The 14882-nt window shown below is 66.1% G+C and carries 13 protein-coding genes; 5 read left to right on the top strand and 8 right to left on the bottom strand.

What is annotated here, in order from left to right:
• Window positions 1-6 precede the first annotated feature (6 nt).
• On the bottom strand, window positions 7-870 hold the full coding sequence (locus GEU84_RS11815; protein WP_152825620.1) for a branched-chain amino acid aminotransferase: 864 nt from the start codon (window positions 868-870) through the stop codon (window positions 7-9).
• A 135-nt stretch (window positions 871-1005) separates the two neighbouring features.
• On the bottom strand, window positions 1006-1503 hold the full coding sequence (locus GEU84_RS11820) for a VOC family protein (protein ID WP_152825622.1): 498 nt from the start codon (window positions 1501-1503) through the stop codon (window positions 1006-1008).
• Between the two features lie 372 nt (window positions 1504-1875).
• Here GEU84_RS11820 and GEU84_RS11825 point away from each other — a divergent pair, with 372 nt between their 5' ends.
• On the top strand, window positions 1876-2433 hold the full coding sequence (locus GEU84_RS11825) for a L,D-transpeptidase (protein WP_152825624.1): 558 nt from the start codon (window positions 1876-1878) through the stop codon (window positions 2431-2433).
• A 3-nt stretch (window positions 2434-2436) separates the two neighbouring features.
• On the opposite strand, the gene GEU84_RS11830 is transcribed toward GEU84_RS11825, so the two are convergent.
• Together GEU84_RS11830 and trpS are read right to left on the bottom strand one after the other, a co-directional pair.
• Window positions 2437-3534: a hypothetical protein gene (locus tag GEU84_RS11830; protein ID WP_241427662.1), complete on the bottom strand. Its 1098-nt coding sequence runs from the start codon at window positions 3532-3534 to the stop codon at window positions 2437-2439.
• Between the two features lie 31 nt (window positions 3535-3565).
• Entirely contained in the window at window positions 3566-4609 is a 1044-nt protein-coding gene (gene trpS / locus GEU84_RS11835; RefSeq protein ID WP_152825626.1) for a tryptophan--tRNA ligase, read from the bottom strand.
• An 88-nt stretch (window positions 4610-4697) separates the two neighbouring features.
• Here trpS and GEU84_RS11840 point away from each other — a divergent pair, with 88 nt between their 5' ends.
• A complete protein-coding gene (locus GEU84_RS11840; protein ID WP_152825628.1) occupies window positions 4698-5384 on the top strand; it encodes a rhomboid family intramembrane serine protease in 687 nt (228 codons plus the stop codon).
• Here the strand turns inward: GEU84_RS11840 and murJ are convergent.
• From murJ to GEU84_RS11855, 3 genes are read right to left on the bottom strand one after another with little or no spacing between them, the layout of a single operon-like run.
• A complete protein-coding gene (gene murJ, locus GEU84_RS11845; protein WP_174539826.1) occupies window positions 5375-6919 on the bottom strand; it encodes a murein biosynthesis integral membrane protein MurJ in 1545 nt (514 codons plus the stop codon). The genes GEU84_RS11840 and murJ overlap by 10 nt on opposite strands.
• On the bottom strand, window positions 6916-9657 hold the full coding sequence (locus GEU84_RS11850; RefSeq protein WP_241427671.1) for a [protein-PII] uridylyltransferase: 2742 nt from the start codon (window positions 9655-9657) through the stop codon (window positions 6916-6918). Before GEU84_RS11850 ends, murJ begins: the two co-directional genes overlap by 4 nt.
• 43 nt (window positions 9658-9700) lie before the next feature.
• Window positions 9701-10882 (bottom strand): penicillin-binding protein activator, encoded by a 1182-nt coding sequence (locus GEU84_RS11855; RefSeq protein WP_152825632.1) that lies wholly within the window; start codon window positions 10880-10882, stop codon window positions 9701-9703.
• 85 nt (window positions 10883-10967) lie between these two features.
• Here GEU84_RS11855 and rsmI point away from each other — a divergent pair, with 85 nt between their 5' ends.
• The 3 genes from rsmI (at window position 10968) to gshB (ending at window position 13313) form a co-directional block, all read left to right on the top strand.
• Window positions 10968-11936: a 16S rRNA (cytidine(1402)-2'-O)-methyltransferase gene (gene rsmI, locus GEU84_RS11860; protein WP_152825634.1), complete on the top strand. Its 969-nt coding sequence runs from the start codon at window positions 10968-10970 to the stop codon at window positions 11934-11936.
• Entirely contained in the window at window positions 11933-12286 is a 354-nt protein-coding gene (locus tag GEU84_RS11865; protein ID WP_152825637.1) for a YraN family protein, read from the top strand. Before rsmI ends, GEU84_RS11865 begins: the two co-directional genes overlap by 4 nt.
• Window positions 12287-12368: 82 nt before the next feature.
• Window positions 12369-13313 carry a glutathione synthase gene (gene gshB / locus GEU84_RS11870; protein ID WP_152825638.1) on the top strand — a complete coding sequence of 315 codons (945 nt, stop codon included), beginning with the start codon at window positions 12369-12371 and terminating at the stop codon, window positions 13311-13313.
• 34 nt (window positions 13314-13347) lie between these two features.
• Here gshB and GEU84_RS11875 read toward each other — a convergent pair whose 3' ends face one another.
• A complete protein-coding gene (locus GEU84_RS11875; RefSeq protein ID WP_152825640.1) occupies window positions 13348-14862 on the bottom strand; it encodes a YifB family Mg chelatase-like AAA ATPase in 1515 nt (504 codons plus the stop codon).
• Window positions 14863-14882 lie beyond the last annotated feature (20 nt).

A 14882-nucleotide genomic window follows, 5' to 3' on the forward strand; every position in this document is an offset into this window, starting at 1 on the left:
CCAGCCTCAGGCCGAATGCGCCCAATCCATGTAAAGCTGCCGCACGCGCCGCGTCACCGGGCCATGCTGATACTGGGTGTCCTCGAACGCGCGCACCGGCGTGACCTTGGCCAGGTTGCCCGACAGGAACACCTCGTCGGCGTCATGGAAATCGGCAAAGGTCAGCACAGCCTCGCGCACCTCCACCCCGTCGGCACGCAGGTTGGCGATATGGCGCGCGCGGGTGATGCCCGACAGGAAGGTGCCATTGGCGATCGGCGTGAACACCACCCCGTCCTTGACCATGAACACATTGGCCGTCGCGGTTTCGGCGACATTGCCCATGGCATCGGCCACCAGCGCATTGCCGAAACCCTTGGATTTCGCCTCGACCAGCATGCGCGCGTTGTTGGGGTAAAGGCAGCCCGCCTTGGCGTTGCAGACCGCATCCTCCAGAACGGGGCGGCGAAAGCGGGTGCGGGTCAGGGTGGTGGTTGCCTCAGGCGCAGGCATCGGCACCTCTTCGAGGCACAGCGCAAACCCGGTGCTGCCCGGCTTGGGGTCGATGCCCAGATCCGACGAGCCATCCAAGGCCCAATACATCGGCCGGACATACACCGCCTGCGCCGCGCCGTAGGCCCGCAACCCCTCACGGGCGATGGCCTCCATCTCGTCTGCCGCGACCGTTGGGGTGATCATCAGCGCCTCGGCGCTGCGATTCACACGCGCGCAGTGTTTGGCCAGATCGGGGGCCACGCCGTCAAAATAGCGCGCGCCGTCAAACACCGAGGAGCCCTGCCAGATGCCGTGATCGGCGGCATGCATCACCGCCACGTTGCCCTCATGCCAGCGCCCGTCGAAATAGGTGCGGATGTTCCTGCCGAATGCCATGCCATGCTCCTGTCCTGCGGGTGCAGTTAATCACTCCGCCACGGCAGGGTCCAGTCGCACCGCCCCGCATTCTTGCTGGCCCAAATATCCCCGCCGGAGGCCTCTGCCGTCAGCCTCGGGCACGGACTCGCGCCGTCAGCCCGCTTCGGCCAGCAATGCGTTCAGATCCAGCCGGGCATTGGTCATCACCAGGCTGCCCGCCGCGTCGCGCGGCCATTCCGCCTCGGGCCGGTCGCGGTAAAGTTCCACCCCGTTGCCATCGGGGTCCGTCAGATACAGCGCCTCGGATACGCCATGATCTGCCGCGCCGTCCAGCGGGATGCCCGCCGCGATCAGCCGTTGCAGCGCGGCCCCCAGACTGGCGCGGTCGGGAAACAAAACAGCGGTGTGGTAAAGCCCGGTATGCCCTGCGGGGGGAGGCGTGCCACCCCTGCTTTCCCAGGTGTTCAGGCCGATGTGGTGGTGATAGCCGCCCGCCGACAGGAACGCGGCCTGCGTGCCATAGCGCTGGGTCAGCTCAAACCCCAGAACGCCGCTGTAAAAGCCGATCGCGCGCTCCAGGTCGGCCACTTTCAGATGCACATGGCCAATGCGCGTGGCGGCCGGAAGCACGGGGGAAACGGGAAGGCTCATGGTGTTGCTCCTGCTGTCTTGCTTCAAGACTAGCCTGTGCGACTGCGGCACATAAGGCACAGGGCTGCACAGAGGTTGCGCGCAACGGCCTACAAGCGATCGGGCTGAAGGAAAAACCCCGGACCTGGGGTTAAGGTCCGGGGAACCATCGGGCCGACAGGTTCCGGACGGGGAGACCGGAACCCTTGGGGGGACGTGGCCGCCCCGACTCGGCGGCCAGCAGCCGCAAAATTCAGTTTCGCAGCCCAATGAATCGATCCCGTGACGATGGGCAGGCACCATGAGCCACGCAATCGTGACTTGTGTTTGGGCACCTCTACGGGCGACTGTCTACGCATTCGGAAACTAGAATGTGACGGAGATGCCAGGAATATGAACAGCTTGACCCTTTCGCGCCGCCGGGTGCTGGCCCTGTCGGCTTGCGCCGCAGCCGGGCTCGCGGCCCCGCAACTGGCGCTGGCGCAAGTGCGCAACAATATCTCGGGCTTTCGTAGCATCGATTGGCGCGACCATTTCGCCAGCCTGAAGAACGGGGCGATTCTGGCCGATACGCAGTCGAAAGCCGTGCATTTCTGGTCAGAGGATGAAGCAGTCTACCGTCTGTTCCCGTCTTCGGTGCCGATCAGCGAGGAATTGACCCGCCGCGGGTTGACCGAAGTGATCCGCAAGGTCGAAGGCCCGACCTGGACACCCACGCCCTCGATGCGCGAGCGTGACCCGAGCCTGCCCGCGATGGTTCCCGCCGGGCCGGAAAACCCGCTGGGCACCCATGCGCTGTATCTGTCGTGGCAATACTACCGGGTGCACGGCACGCATGACACGCGCAAGATCGGGCGTCCGTCATCCGATGGCTGCATCGGGCTTTACAACGAACATATCGCAGAACTTTACCCACTGGCGAAGGTCGGCACGCAGGTGCGGCTGATCTGACGGCTAACCCGCAAGGCGGCGCAGCAGACGCAGGCCCAGGCTTTGCGCTGCGCCGCCCAGCACACCCACGGCTGCGCCCAGCAGCCCCGCCAGCCCCGCAAACATCTGCCACAGCGCATCCGACCAGCGCAGGGTGGCGCGCAGGAAGCGCGATTTGCCCAGCACCTCGATCCGGCCAACCACCCGGGGCCCCAGCGCCTCGGCGGCATTGGCCAGACGTCGCGCCTCGGCCCCGTCATCGACATAGCGCAAAAGGTGCAGTGCCTCGGTGGTGCCGGTGGCGTCGCGCAACCGGCCCAGATCGGTGGCCAATGCGCCCAGCGGGGCCAAGGCATCCACCCGCACCACCGCTGCCAGATCATCGGCAGAGCGCACGGCGGGCAGGGCGGCCAGATCGACCCCGGCGCGCAGTTGCGTGGTGATCACGCGGGTCAGCGCGGGCGACAGCAGGCCCATCCGGCGCGCGAGCTTGCCCAGACCCGCCCCTACCTTGACCACCGCCGACGACCCCCCGGTGGCGATCACCAGCGCCGTGGCCGACAGGCCCACCACCGACAGCGCAAGGTCGATCTCGTCCACCTCGCCCCCGGTGATGCTGGCCACGCCCGCCCGTGAAATCCCCGCGATGTCGCCCAGCGGCGTCAGTGCCACGGGTGCCTGACACATCAGCGCCAGTTGCAGGTTGCAGGTGGCGGCATCCCAGATGCAGGTGGCGCAATCACCGGCGTTGGCCCAGAATCCGCTGTCGGCATCCCATGCCGCCGCACGCTGCGCCAGCAGGGCGGGGGGCAGGGCGATGCCGCGTTCGGCGGCCACGCCCTCAACCGCCTCAATCGCCAGCCAGTTGCGCGGGTCTTCGGCCAGCAGGCTTGTCAGGCGGGCGGCGATCACCTGCGGCGTGGCCTCTGCCGCCAGCATCCGGTCGGTGGCCGCGATGATCTCGGCCGCACCGCGTTCCGCAAAGGGCCGCACCAGCGGGTCGCGGGCAATCTCGGCCCCCGTCCAGACCGTCAGCGCCAGCGAGGCCACCAGCAGCAGATGCAGCGTGGCACGGCTGCCCGAGCGGAGCATCGCGCGCGGCAAGGGGGGCAGACGCGGCATTGGCATCGCCCGATCCCCCCTCAGCCCGCCGTCATGCCCGGCGTGAGCGGATCATGCCCACGATGTCGTAAACCTCATCCATCACGGGCCGGGCAATCGCGTCGGCACGGTCGGCCCCTTCGCCCAGAATGCGGTCGATCTCGGCCGGGTCCTGCATCAGCCGGTTCATCTCGCTGGTGATCGGTTCCAGTTTCGCCACCGCCAGATCGGCCAGCGCGGGTTTGAAGGTGCCGAACTGCGCACCGGCATATTCGGCGATCACCGCGTCGGCGCTCATGTCCGCAAGGGCCGCATAGATGTTCACCAGATTGCGCGCGTCGGGGCGGTCTTTCAACCCGTCCAGATGGTCGGGCAGCGGTTCGGCGTCGGTCTTGGCCTTGCGGATTTTTTTCCCGATGGTGTCGGCGTCATCGGTCAGGTTGATGCGGCTTTGGTCCGACGGGTCGGATTTCGACATTTTCTTGGTGCCGTCGCGCAGGCTCATCACGCGCGTGGCCGCCCCTTCGATCACCGGCTCGGTGATGGGAAAGAAATTCACGCCATAATCGTTATTGAATTTCAGCGCGATGTCGCGGGTCAGTTCGATATGCTGTTTCTGGTCCTCGCCCACCGGCACATGGGTGGCCTTGTAGGCCAGAATGTCGGCGGCCATCAGCGCGGGATAGGCGAACAGGCCCAGCGAGACGTTTTCGCTGTTCTTGCCAGCCTTGTCCTTGAACTGGGTCATCCGGCTCATCCAGCCCATGCGGGCCACGGTGTTGAAAATCCACGCCAATTCCACATGCGCCGTAACCTGGCTCTGGTTGAACAGGATCGACCGCGCGGGGTCGATGCCTGCCGCGATGAATCCTGCCGCCGCCTCGCGCGTTTGCTGGCGCAGTTTGGCGGGGTCTTGCCAGACGGTGATCGCGTGCATGTCAACCAGACAATAGACCGTCTCGATCCCCTCGTCCTGCTTTTGCACGAAACGTTTCAGCGCGCCCAGATAATTGCCCAGCGTCAGCCCGCCCGAAGGCTGGATGCCGGAAAAGATGCGCGTGGGGAAAGCCTGAGGCGTTTGGACCGGCTCGGCCATGGGATACTCCGCTGTGGAAAAGGTTGCGGTTTCGGCTTATCGCTGTGGGCAAGGGCCGTCAATCAAGAGGCCCGTGCATGAGGCCCCGATGCAGGACAATCTGACAGCCCCGCCGCTGAACCCGCTGCCGCCCGTCGTCTGGGCGCTGGCGCTGCCGATGATCGCCATGGAACTGGTGCTGAGTCTGGGCGGCGCGGGCCTTGCCGGTGGCCCCGGGGCGGTGGGCTGGCGGCTGGATGCGGTGCAGCGTTTCGCCTTTTCGCCCGAACTGATGCGCGCGATGATCGAGGCGGGGCAATACCCCTGGCAGGGCGTGATGCGGCTGTTCACCTATCCCTTTGTGCATGCCGCCTTTACCCATGCCTTGTTCGCCGTGGTGATCCTGCTGGCACTGGGCAAGATGGTGGGCGAGATCTTCCGCTGGTGGGCGGTGCTGGTGGTGTTCTTTGGCGCGGGGCTGGCGGGGGCTGCGGCCTATACGTTTCTGCCCTTCATCGACGCGCCGCTGTTTGGCGGTTATCCGCCGGTCTATGGGCTGATCGGGGCATTCACCTTTCTTTTGTGGGTCAATCTGGCGGCCAAGGGGGCGAACCAGTTTCGCGCCTTCACCATGATCGGCTTTCTGATGGGCATACAGTTGCTGTTCGGCCTGCTGTTCGGCGGCGGGTGGGATTGGGTGGCGGACATCTCGGGCTTTGCCGCCGGGTTCCTGCTGTCGTTCGTGGTCAGCCCCGGCGGCTGGGCGCGGGTGAAGCAGAAGATCCGTCAACGCTGACGGCGCAGCACGGATTTCAGATCGTGCAGCCGGAAGGCGCCGATCAGATGGCCGATGCCGAAATAGCTGATGATGCCAAGGCTCACCAACGCCAGCAGCGCCAGATAGCGCCATGACGGCAGCGCCAGCGGCACGGCCAGCGCCAGTGCCCCGCCCCACAGGATCAGCCCCATCGCCCCCGAGGCAATCATGATGCGCGGCAGACGTTGCAGAAAACGCTGATCCAGCAGCGCCGCCTCGCCCATGGCGCGTGACCCGCGCCACAATTGCCACACCATGACCCAGCCGGAAACGGTGGTGGCCAAGGCGGCGGCCATGAAGCCGATCAGCGGCATCAGCCCCACGGCAAACACCAGATTGACCACCATGCAGACCAGCGCGTAGTGGAACGGGCGGCGGGTATCTTCGCGGGCGTAATACAGCGGCTGCAAGACCTTGTGCAGCACGAAGGCGGGCAGGCCAAGGCCGTAAGCCGCCAGCGCCAGCGCGGTGTTGAACGTGTCCAGCGGGCCGAACTCGCCTCGCTGGAACAGCACGGCCGTCAGCGGCAGGGCAATGACCACCAGCGCCACGGCGGCGGGCAGCGTCAGCATCAGGGCAAACTCGGCCCCCCGGTTGAAACTGTCGCGGCTGCCCAGCGGATCATTGGCCCGCAGGCGGCGCGACAGGTCGGGCAGCAGCACGGTGCCGATGGCGATGCCCACGACCCCCAGCGGCAGTTGATAGAGGCGGTCGGCGTAGGACAGCCAGGCCACCGCGCCTTCGGTGAAACTGGCGACCTGCCTCCCCACCAGCAGGTTGATCTGCACCACCCCGCCCGCCAGAACCGCCGGGCCCGCAATCACCGCCAGACGCCGCAACTCGGGCGTCAGGCGCGGCCAGCGCAGCGCCAGCCGGAACCCCGCCCGATGCGCCGAATACCATGTGAAGGCCAGTTGCGCGATGCCGGTCAGCGGCACCGTCCAGGCCAGCGTCAGCCCCATGTCCCAACCCGCGCGGGCGGCCATCAGCATGGCGGCAATGAACATCAGGTTCATCAACACGGGCACGAAACTGGCCTCGGTAAATCGGCCAAAGGCGTTCAGCACACCCGACAGCAGCGCCACCAAGGATATGAACAGGATATAGGAGAACGAGATGCGCCCGAACATCACCGCCATGTCGAACCGCGCGTCGCCCACAAATCCGCTGGCCATGGCCCAGACCAGCCAGGGCATCGCCAACGTGCCCAGAACGGTGAACACCACCAGCACCCCCGCCAGCCCGGCAAAGGCATCGGCGGCAAAACCCTGCGCATCCTCGCCGCCTTGCAGCTTTTTCGAGAACATCGGCACGAAGGCCATGTTGAACGCGCCTTCGGCAAAGAACCGGCGGAACATGTTGGGCAAGGAAAACGCGATCAGGAATGCCTCGGCCACCGGCCCGGCGCCCAGATAGGCCGCCATCATCACGTCGCGGACAAAGCCCACCACGCGGCTGCCCAATGTCCAGCCGCCGACGGTCAGAAACCCCTTCATCAGGCGCACAGGTTTCACGTTCCGGCCCTTGCAGCGCCTTCGGCGATCGCTTGGCGCAGCTTGCGGTCCAGCGTGTCCTGTTTCGATTTGGTGTGCAGTTTCAGCCCGAACATGTCCTTCACATAGAACGTGTCCACCACCTGCGCGCCATAGGTCGCGATCACCGCCGAGGCGATATAGATGTTGTTGGCCGCCAGTGTGCGCGTCAGGTCATACAGCAGCCCGGGCCGGTCGCGGGTATCCACCTCGATGATGGTGTAGATTTCGGACCCCTCGTTGTCGAAGGCGATATGGGTGGGAAAGCGGAATTCGCTGTCGCGTTTTTTCACCTTGTCGCGATCGCGCAGCGCCTCGCGCGCCACCACCTCGCCGCGCAGGGTCTTGTCGATCATGTTGCGCAGACGGGGCAGGCGGGTCAGATCATAGGGCGTGCCGTCGCTGTCCTGCACCCAGAACACCGCCGTCGCATAGCCGTCTTTCGAGGTGTAGGTGCGCGCGTCCACCACATTGGCCCCCACCAGCGCCAGAGCCCCGGCAAGACGCGAGAATATGCCGGGGTGGTCGGCCAGCGCGAAACAGGCGCGAGTCGCGTCGCGGTCGGTGTCTGGGTCTAGGTCGATGCGAATTTCGGCATCGCCCAGACCTTTGAGCAGCCGGGCAAACACCGCATGGGTGCCGGTGGGCAGGCCACGCCAATAAGGCGGATAGTGCCGGGCCAGTTCGGCGCGGATATCGCGCATTTCCCAGCCGGTCAGCGCCTCGCGCAGCGCGCGTTTCGCCTCGTCCGACTGGTTTTCGCGGTTCAGCGATTCCAGCCCGCCATCCAGCGCGGTGAAGGTGTCGCGGTAAAGCTGGCGCAAAAGCTGCGCCTTCCAGTTGTTCCAGGTGCCCGGCCCCACGCCGCGGATGTCGCAGACCGTCAGCACCGTCAGCAAATCCAGCCGCTTCTTGGTTTTTACGGCCTTGGCAAAATCGCGCAGGGTGCGGGGGTCGCCTATATCGCGCTTCTGCGCCATGTCCGACATCAACAGATGATAGCGCACCAGCCATTCGACGGTTTCGGATTCCTCGGCCGTCAGCCCCAGCCGCGGGGCAACGCGCCGCGCGATCTGCGCGCCCAAGATCGAATGATCCTCGGGCCTGCCCTTGCCGATGTCATGCAGCAACAGGGCCACATACAGAACCTTGCGGTTCACCCCCTCTTTCAGGATGCGGCTGGCGATCGGCAATTCTTCGACCAGCTCGCCACGTTCAATCTGCGCCAGAGTGCTGATGCACTGGATGATATGCTCGTCCACCGTATAGTGGTGATAGACGTTGAACTGCATCATCGCGACGATGGGTTCAAACTCGGGGATGAAGGCCCCCAGCACGCCCAGTTCGTTCATCCGTCGCAGCGCGCGTTCGGGGTTGCCGTGGCGCAGCATCAGGTCAAGGAAAATGCGCGTCGCCTCGCGGTTGGCCTGCATGTCCTCGTCGATCAGGTGCAGATGCCCGGCAATCAGGCGCATGGCATTGGGGTGCAGCAACAGGCCGGTGCGCAGCGCCTCCTCGAAAATCCGCAGAAGGTTCAGCTTGTCGGCCAGAAAACCCGCAGGGTCGGCCACGTCGATGCGGCCCTGCATCAGGCTGTAGCCGGGTTTCAGCGGTTTGCGGCGGCGGAAGAACCCGATCAGCGCGGGTTCCGATTTCGCATGCCGCGCTTCCAGCTGGGTCAGGAAGATGCGCGTCAACTCTCCCACCCGGGTGGCCTGGCGGAAGTAATCCTGCATGAAGATTTCGACCGCCCGCCGCCCGCCGGTGTCGCGGTAGCCCAGCCGTGCCGCCACATCCACCTGAAGGTCAAAAGTCAGCTGATCCCATGCGCGGCCGGTGGTGTAATGCAGATGGCAGCGCACCGCCCACAGAAAGTCCTCGGCCCGGGTGAAGGTGTCGTATTCCTCGCGCGTGAACAGGCCTGCGGCCACCAGCCCCTCGGCGCTGGGCACGCGGTTCAGGTATTTGCCGATCCAGTAGAGCGTCTGCAGGTCGCGCAGCCCGCCTTTGCCCTCTTTCACATTGGGTTCCAGCACATAGCGCTGGCCACCCTGCCGCTTGTGCCGGGCGGCGCGTTCGGCCAGCTTGGCCTCGATGAATTCGGGGCCGGAGTTGCGGAACAGGTCGGTCCACAGCCTGTCGCCCAGTTCGGTCGCCAGCCGTGCATGACCGGCCAGAAAGCGATGCTCCAGCAGCGCGGTGCGGATGGTGATGTCATCGCGGGCCAGACGCACGCAGTCTTTCACCGTGCGGCTGGAATGGCCCACTTTCAGCTTCAGATCCCACAGCATGTAAAGCATGGATTCGATGACCGATTCCGCCCATGGCGTGACTTTCCACGGGGTCAGGAACAAAAGGTCCACGTCCGAATGCGGGGCCATTTCGGCGCGGCCATAGCCGCCCACAGCCAGAACGGCGATGCGCTCGGATTCGGTGGGGTTGGGCAGCGGGTGCAGATGTTGCATCGCCACCGCCAATGCGGTTGTCACCAGACCGTCGGTCAGCAGCGCCTGCCCCCGGATCAGCGCGCGCGCCGCACCCTTCTGGGCGCGGAACGCCGCTTCCAGCCGGGCGTTGCCCTCGGCCTTGGCCTGCGCCAGATGGCGCACCGCTATCGCGCGCGCCGCTTTGGCATCCACGTTGCCATCGCCCGCTAGTTCAGCGGCGATGGCATCGGCCAGTGCAGCGGGCGTGATTATGGTGTCGCCGGGCAGGATCATGCCTTCGGCGCTGTCGGATGTGGGAAAGCCGCTGAGGGCCGGCTCAGAAGCCGGCACCCGCAAAGCTGGTTGGCGCGTTGTCAACGATGACCACCTGATTGTTGCGGATCTGCGCCACGGCCAGACCCCGTTCGTTGGTGCCATCACCACGCAGGCGGAAGATGCCGCCGACGCCGACAAAGCCCGACCCCGTGGTCAGCGCCGATCCGGTCAGGGCGTTGGTCCTGCCCTGTTTCACCAGTGCGCCGATGGCCGCGATCCCGTCATAGGCCAGCCCCGAAATGGGTGTCGCGGGCTCGGCAAAGGCGGCCTGATAGCGGCCCTGATACTGGTTGTAGCGGCCCGGGTCAGGCATGGCGAACCACGCCCCCTGCACGCCCGGCAGCGCGGCCGTTGCGGGCGGAATGTCCCAGCGGGTCAGGCCGATGAAGCGGGTCTCCGCCCCCAGACCGTTTTCGCGCAACAGCTGCGTCAGCAACGGCAGCGCGCCGTCGGTGGTCGCGGTCAGAAACAGCGCCTGCGCCCCGTTGGCCCGCGCCGCCGAGGCGATGCCGGGCACCGCCGCGACGATGCCGTTCTGCGAGAATTCGTAGGCGGCGGTGCCTGCAACGCTGCCACCTGCCCGCGCCACACCCTGCTGGATGGCGTTGCGGCCCACAGTGCCTGCCGGGGTGCTGTCATGCACCACCATGATGCGGCTGGTGCCCTGCCGCACGGCATAGGCCGCCAGACGGTCGGCGGTGTTCTGGAACGTCGGCCCCAGCACAAAGACATTGCCACCCGCGATGTCGCTGTTGTTCGAGAAACTCAGCACGTTCACGCCCCGGTTGGCGACAGCCACGCCTGCGGCATTCGCCTCTTGCGCATAGACCGGGCCAAGGATGATCTTGGCGCCCTCGTCTACCGCCTTGGTCGCCATGGCGGCGGCCTGCCCGGGGTTGCCCGCGGTGGAGTAGACCCGCAGGTCGATTCGCACATCGCCCAGATCGGAAATCGCCAGCCGGGCGGCGTTCTGCAGGCTGCGCGACAGCAACTCGTCACTGGCCTGGCCAGAGCCTGAAGGCACCAGCAGCGCCACCGGCACGGGGGCCGTGGTGTCGATGGCAGGGCCGCCCCCGCCGCCGCCGGTCAGGGCGATAGGCTCGCAGGCGGCAAGGGCCAGCGTGGAAAGCACCATGGCAGCGCGGCCCAGCGACTTGCGGGCGATCCTCAAAACAGACAACATGCAGACTTCCTCATCCCGGGGGCATCGGTCAGCCAGAGCCTATGCGTTTCACCCGGTGAAGGCAACTTTCGTGGAAGGCGCAGACATGAGCATCGGCGAAACGGGGCCCGGGCTGACCGGCGAAGAGCCTTCAGAACCCGCAGCGGAGCCCGCCGCCGTGGCGGTTCATCCGCAGGATGGTGCCCGCAGTTATGGCCAGCGCCCCCTGCCGCCGGGCCTGCACTTCATCGCGACGCCCATTGGTGCCGCGCGCGACATCACCTTGCGCGCACTGGATATTCTGGCCACGGCCGACCTGCTGGCCGCCGAGGATACCCGCAGCCTGCGGCATCTGATGGAGATCCACGGCGTGCCCCTGCGCGGCCGCCCGCTGCTGGCCTATCACGACCACAATGGCGATGCGATGCGCCCCCGCCTGCTGGGCGCGCTGGCGGCGGGGCAAAGCGTGGCCTATGCGTCGGAGGCGGGCACGCCGCTGGTGGCCGACCCCGGCTATCAGCTGTCGCGCGCGGCGATTGCGGCAGGGCACAAGGTGCTGGCGGCACCCGGGCCTTCGGCGCTGCTGGCTGCGCTGACTGTGGCGGGCCTGCCCACCGACCGCTTTCTCTTTGCGGGTTTTCCCCCGGCCGCCGCAGGCGCGCGGGCGCGCTTCTTTGCCGAACTGGTAGACGTGCCCGCAACGCTGGTATTTTATGAATCGCCCAAACGCATTGGCAAAACATTAAGGGAACTTGTGCAAGTCTTCGGAGGACGAGAAGCGGTTGTCTGCCGCGAACTGACAAAGCGATTCGAAGAGGTGACACGCGGGCGGCTGGATGCGCTTGCAACGGCCTTTGCAGACCGGGTTGTGAAGGGCGAAGTCGTCCTGCTGATCGACCGGGGGCAAGGGGTGGTGCCCGATGTGGATGCGGTGGAGGCGGCACTGGTGCAGGCTTTGACCAAGGCATCGGTGAAAGATGCAGCGGCGGATGTGGCGGCGCGCTTGGGTCTTCCAAGGCGGGATCTGTACCAGATGGCGCTGAAACTGGCAGCGAAAGATGAGGCGGGCGGATGAGCGGGTTGGTATCCTACAGGGCGGGTCTGGCCGCCGAAGATGCGGTTGCACGGCTTTACGCGCGGTCTGGCAGGGCCATTGCCGCAGCGCGCTGGCGTGGAACAGCGGGTGAGATTGATCTGATCGCCCGCGACGGTGCCGAGGTGATTTTCATCGAGGTGAAACACAGCGTCACCCATGCGGCAGCGGCCGAACGGCTGTCACGGCGGCAGATGGACCGGATTTATGGCACAGCCTCGGAGTTTCTGGCCGGTGAACCGGCGGGGCAGAACACCGAGGCGCGGTTTGATGTGGCGCTGGTGGATGCCCGGGGCCAGATCGAAATCATCGAGAACGCCTTTGCGGCCTGACGCTTTTTGCAAGCGTCGCCTTGGGGTGATTGCAACCCTGTCAGGCTTCGGCCATTGAAGGGCATCATGACGGGAGATGCCCATGGGCCTGAAAGTTGCCTTGCAGATGGATCCGATCGGATCCGTGAACATCGACGCCGACAGCACGTTCCGCATCGCGCTGGAGGCTGAAGCGCGCGGCCATGAGCTGTTTTTCTACACGCCCGACAAGCTTGCCTACAGCGAGGGACGGGTGACGGCCCGGGGCTGGCCGATCACGCTGCGGCGCGAGAAGGGCAATCATGTGGCCTATGGTGCCGAGACCGAGGTGGATCTGGCAAGCTACGATGTTGTCTGGCTGCGGCAGGATCCGCCTTTCGACATGGGCTATATCACCACGACGCATATTCTGGAGATGATCCATCCGCGGACTTTGGTGGTGAATGATCCGTTCTGGGTGCGCAACTCGCCCGAAAAGCTGCTGGTGCTGCGCTTTCCTGATCTGATCCCGCCCACCACCATCGCGCGGGATCTGGCCACGATCCGGGCGTTCAAGGAAAAGCATGGCGATGTGATCCTGAAGCCGCTTTACGGCAACGGCGGAGCGGGTGTGTTCCGCCTGGGGCCGGATGACCGCAATCTGGCCTCGCTGCATGAATTGTTCAGCGGCATCAACCGCGAGCCGCTGATCGTGCAGAAGTTCTTGCCCGATGTGGCAAAGGGCGACAAGCGGGTGATCCTGGTGGATGGCGAGCCGATTGGTGCGATCAACCGGGTGCCGCAGGCGGGGGAGACGCGGTCGAACATGCATGTCGGCGGGCGGCCCGAAAAGATCGGGCTTAGCGCGCGCGATCTGGAAATCTGTGCCGCCATCGGCCCGGTGCTGCGCGAAAAGGGCCAGATTTTTGTGGGCATCGACGTGATCGGCGACTACCTGACCGAGATCAACGTGACCTCGCCCACCGGTTTGCAGGAGCTGGAGCGGTTTGACGGGACGAATGGCGCGGCGCTGATCTGGGAAGTGATCGAGCGCAAGCGAGGCGTCTAGCCCTCATGCGCCATTCCGGGTGATGTCGTGCGCGTCAGCTTTTCGTGCCGATGGCGAGGCGGTAGCTGACCGCCTCGGCCACATGCGGCTGGCGGACATCTGCGGCACCGTCTAGATCGGCAATCGTGCGGGCCACGCGCAGCACCCGGTGATAGCCGCGCGCCGACAGGCCGAAACGTTCGGCCACGCGCAAGAGCAGCGCGCGGCCTTCGGCGTCGGGGGCGGCCACCTCTTCCAGCAGCGCGCCTTCGGCCTCGGCGTTCACGCGCACTTCGGGATGGGCGGCATAGCGGCGGTCCTGCCGGGTGCGGGCGGCGGCGACTCGGGCGGCCACAAGGGCGGACGGATCGCCCGAGGGCGGCAGGTCTAGGTCGGTATAGGCCACCGGCGGCACTTCGATGCGCAGGTCGAAGCGGTCCATCAGCGGGCCCGAGATGCGGCCCAGATAATCCTCGCCGCACAGCGGCACCTTTGCGCAGGCCCGCGCCGCATCGGCCAGATAGCCGCACTTGCAGGGGTTGGCCGCCGCCACCAGCAGGAACCGGCAGGGATAGCGCACATGGGCATTGGCGCGCGACACCACCACTTCGCCGGATTCGATTGGCTGGCGCAGGGTTTCCAGCACGGCGCGAGGGAATTCGGGGAATTCATCCATGAAGAGCACGCCGTTGTGGGCCAGTGAAATCTCGCCGGGTTTGGCCCCGCGCCCCCCGCCAACGATGGCGGCCATGGAGGCCGTGTGATGCGGCTCGCGGAAGGGGCGCGCGCGCGAAATGCCGCCTTCGGTCAACAGCCCGGCAAGTGAATGGATCATCGAGGTTTCCAGCGCCTCGATGGCCGACAAAGGCGGCAGGATGCCCGGAAGCCGCGCGGCCAGCATGGATTTGCCCGAGCCGGGGCTGCCCACCATCAGCACATGGTGCCGGCCTGCCGCCGCAATCTCCAGCGCGCGTTTGGCGCGTTCCTGGCCCTTCACGTCGCGCAGGTCGCGGCCCATGGGCAGGGGTTGCACCTCGCCCGCCTCGGCCGGGGTCAGGGGCGACTGGCCGGTGTAGTGGCGCACCACCTCGTCCAGCGAATTGGCGGCCAGCACCTGCGTGGCCCCGACCCAGGCCGCCTCGGCCCCGCAGGCCTTGGGGCAAAGCAGCGAGCGGTCATCCTCGGCAGCTGCCATGGCGGCGGGCAGGGCACCGATCACCCCGATCAGCCGGCCATCCAGCGACAGTTCGCCCAGCGCCACTGTGCGGTCCACCTCATCCTTGGGGATGATCTCCAGCGCCGCCAGCAGCGCCAGCGCGATGGGCAGGTCGAAATGCGAGCCTTCCTTGGGCAGGTCGGCGGGTGACAGGTTCACCGTGATGCGTTTCGACGGCAGCGCGATGGACATCGACGCCAGTGCCGCGCGCACCCGCTCGCGGGCCTCGGACACCGCCTTGTCGGGCAGGCCCACGATGGCAAAGGCCGGAAGGCCCGCCGCGATGGCGCATTGCACCTCGACAATGCGGGCCTCTACGCCTTCGAAGGCCACTGTGAAGGCCCGCGCGACCATATTCTGCCTCTCGCCGTTCA

It is taken from the genome of Fertoeibacter niger, assembly GCF_009380135.2.
Taxonomy (GTDB): Bacteria; Pseudomonadota; Alphaproteobacteria; order Rhodobacterales; family Rhodobacteraceae; genus Fertoeibacter; species Fertoeibacter niger.

Excerpts from the sequence above, each read along its gene's own strand:
- GEU84_RS11815 (WP_152825620.1), bottom strand. The coding sequence starts at position 870 with ATGGCATTCGGCAGGAACATCCGCACCTATTTCGACGGGCGCTGGCAT.
- GEU84_RS11820 (WP_152825622.1), bottom strand. The coding sequence starts at position 1,503 with ATGAGCCTTCCCGTTTCCCCCGTGCTTCCGGCCGCCACGCGCATTGGC.
- GEU84_RS11825 (WP_152825624.1), top strand. The coding sequence starts at position 1,876 with ATGAACAGCTTGACCCTTTCGCGCCGCCGGGTGCTGGCCCTGTCGGCT.
- GEU84_RS11830 (WP_241427662.1), bottom strand. The coding sequence starts at position 3,534 with ATGCCGCGTCTGCCCCCCTTGCCGCGCGCGATGCTCCGCTCGGGCAGC.
- trpS (WP_152825626.1), bottom strand. The coding sequence starts at position 4,609 with ATGGCCGAGCCGGTCCAAACGCCTCAGGCTTTCCCCACGCGCATCTTT.
- GEU84_RS11840 (WP_152825628.1), top strand. The coding sequence starts at position 4,698 with ATGCAGGACAATCTGACAGCCCCGCCGCTGAACCCGCTGCCGCCCGTC.
- GEU84_RS11850 (WP_241427671.1), bottom strand. The coding sequence starts at position 9,657 with ATGATCCTGCCCGGCGACACCATAATCACGCCCGCTGCACTGGCCGAT.
- GEU84_RS11855 (WP_152825632.1), bottom strand. The coding sequence starts at position 10,882 with ATGTTGTCTGTTTTGAGGATCGCCCGCAAGTCGCTGGGCCGCGCTGCC.
- rsmI (WP_152825634.1), top strand. The coding sequence starts at position 10,968 with ATGAGCATCGGCGAAACGGGGCCCGGGCTGACCGGCGAAGAGCCTTCA.
- GEU84_RS11865 (WP_152825637.1), top strand. The coding sequence starts at position 11,933 with ATGAGCGGGTTGGTATCCTACAGGGCGGGTCTGGCCGCCGAAGATGCG.
- gshB (WP_152825638.1), top strand. The coding sequence starts at position 12,369 with ATGGGCCTGAAAGTTGCCTTGCAGATGGATCCGATCGGATCCGTGAAC.
- GEU84_RS11875 (WP_152825640.1), bottom strand. The coding sequence starts at position 14,862 with ATGGTCGCGCGGGCCTTCACAGTGGCCTTCGAAGGCGTAGAGGCCCGC.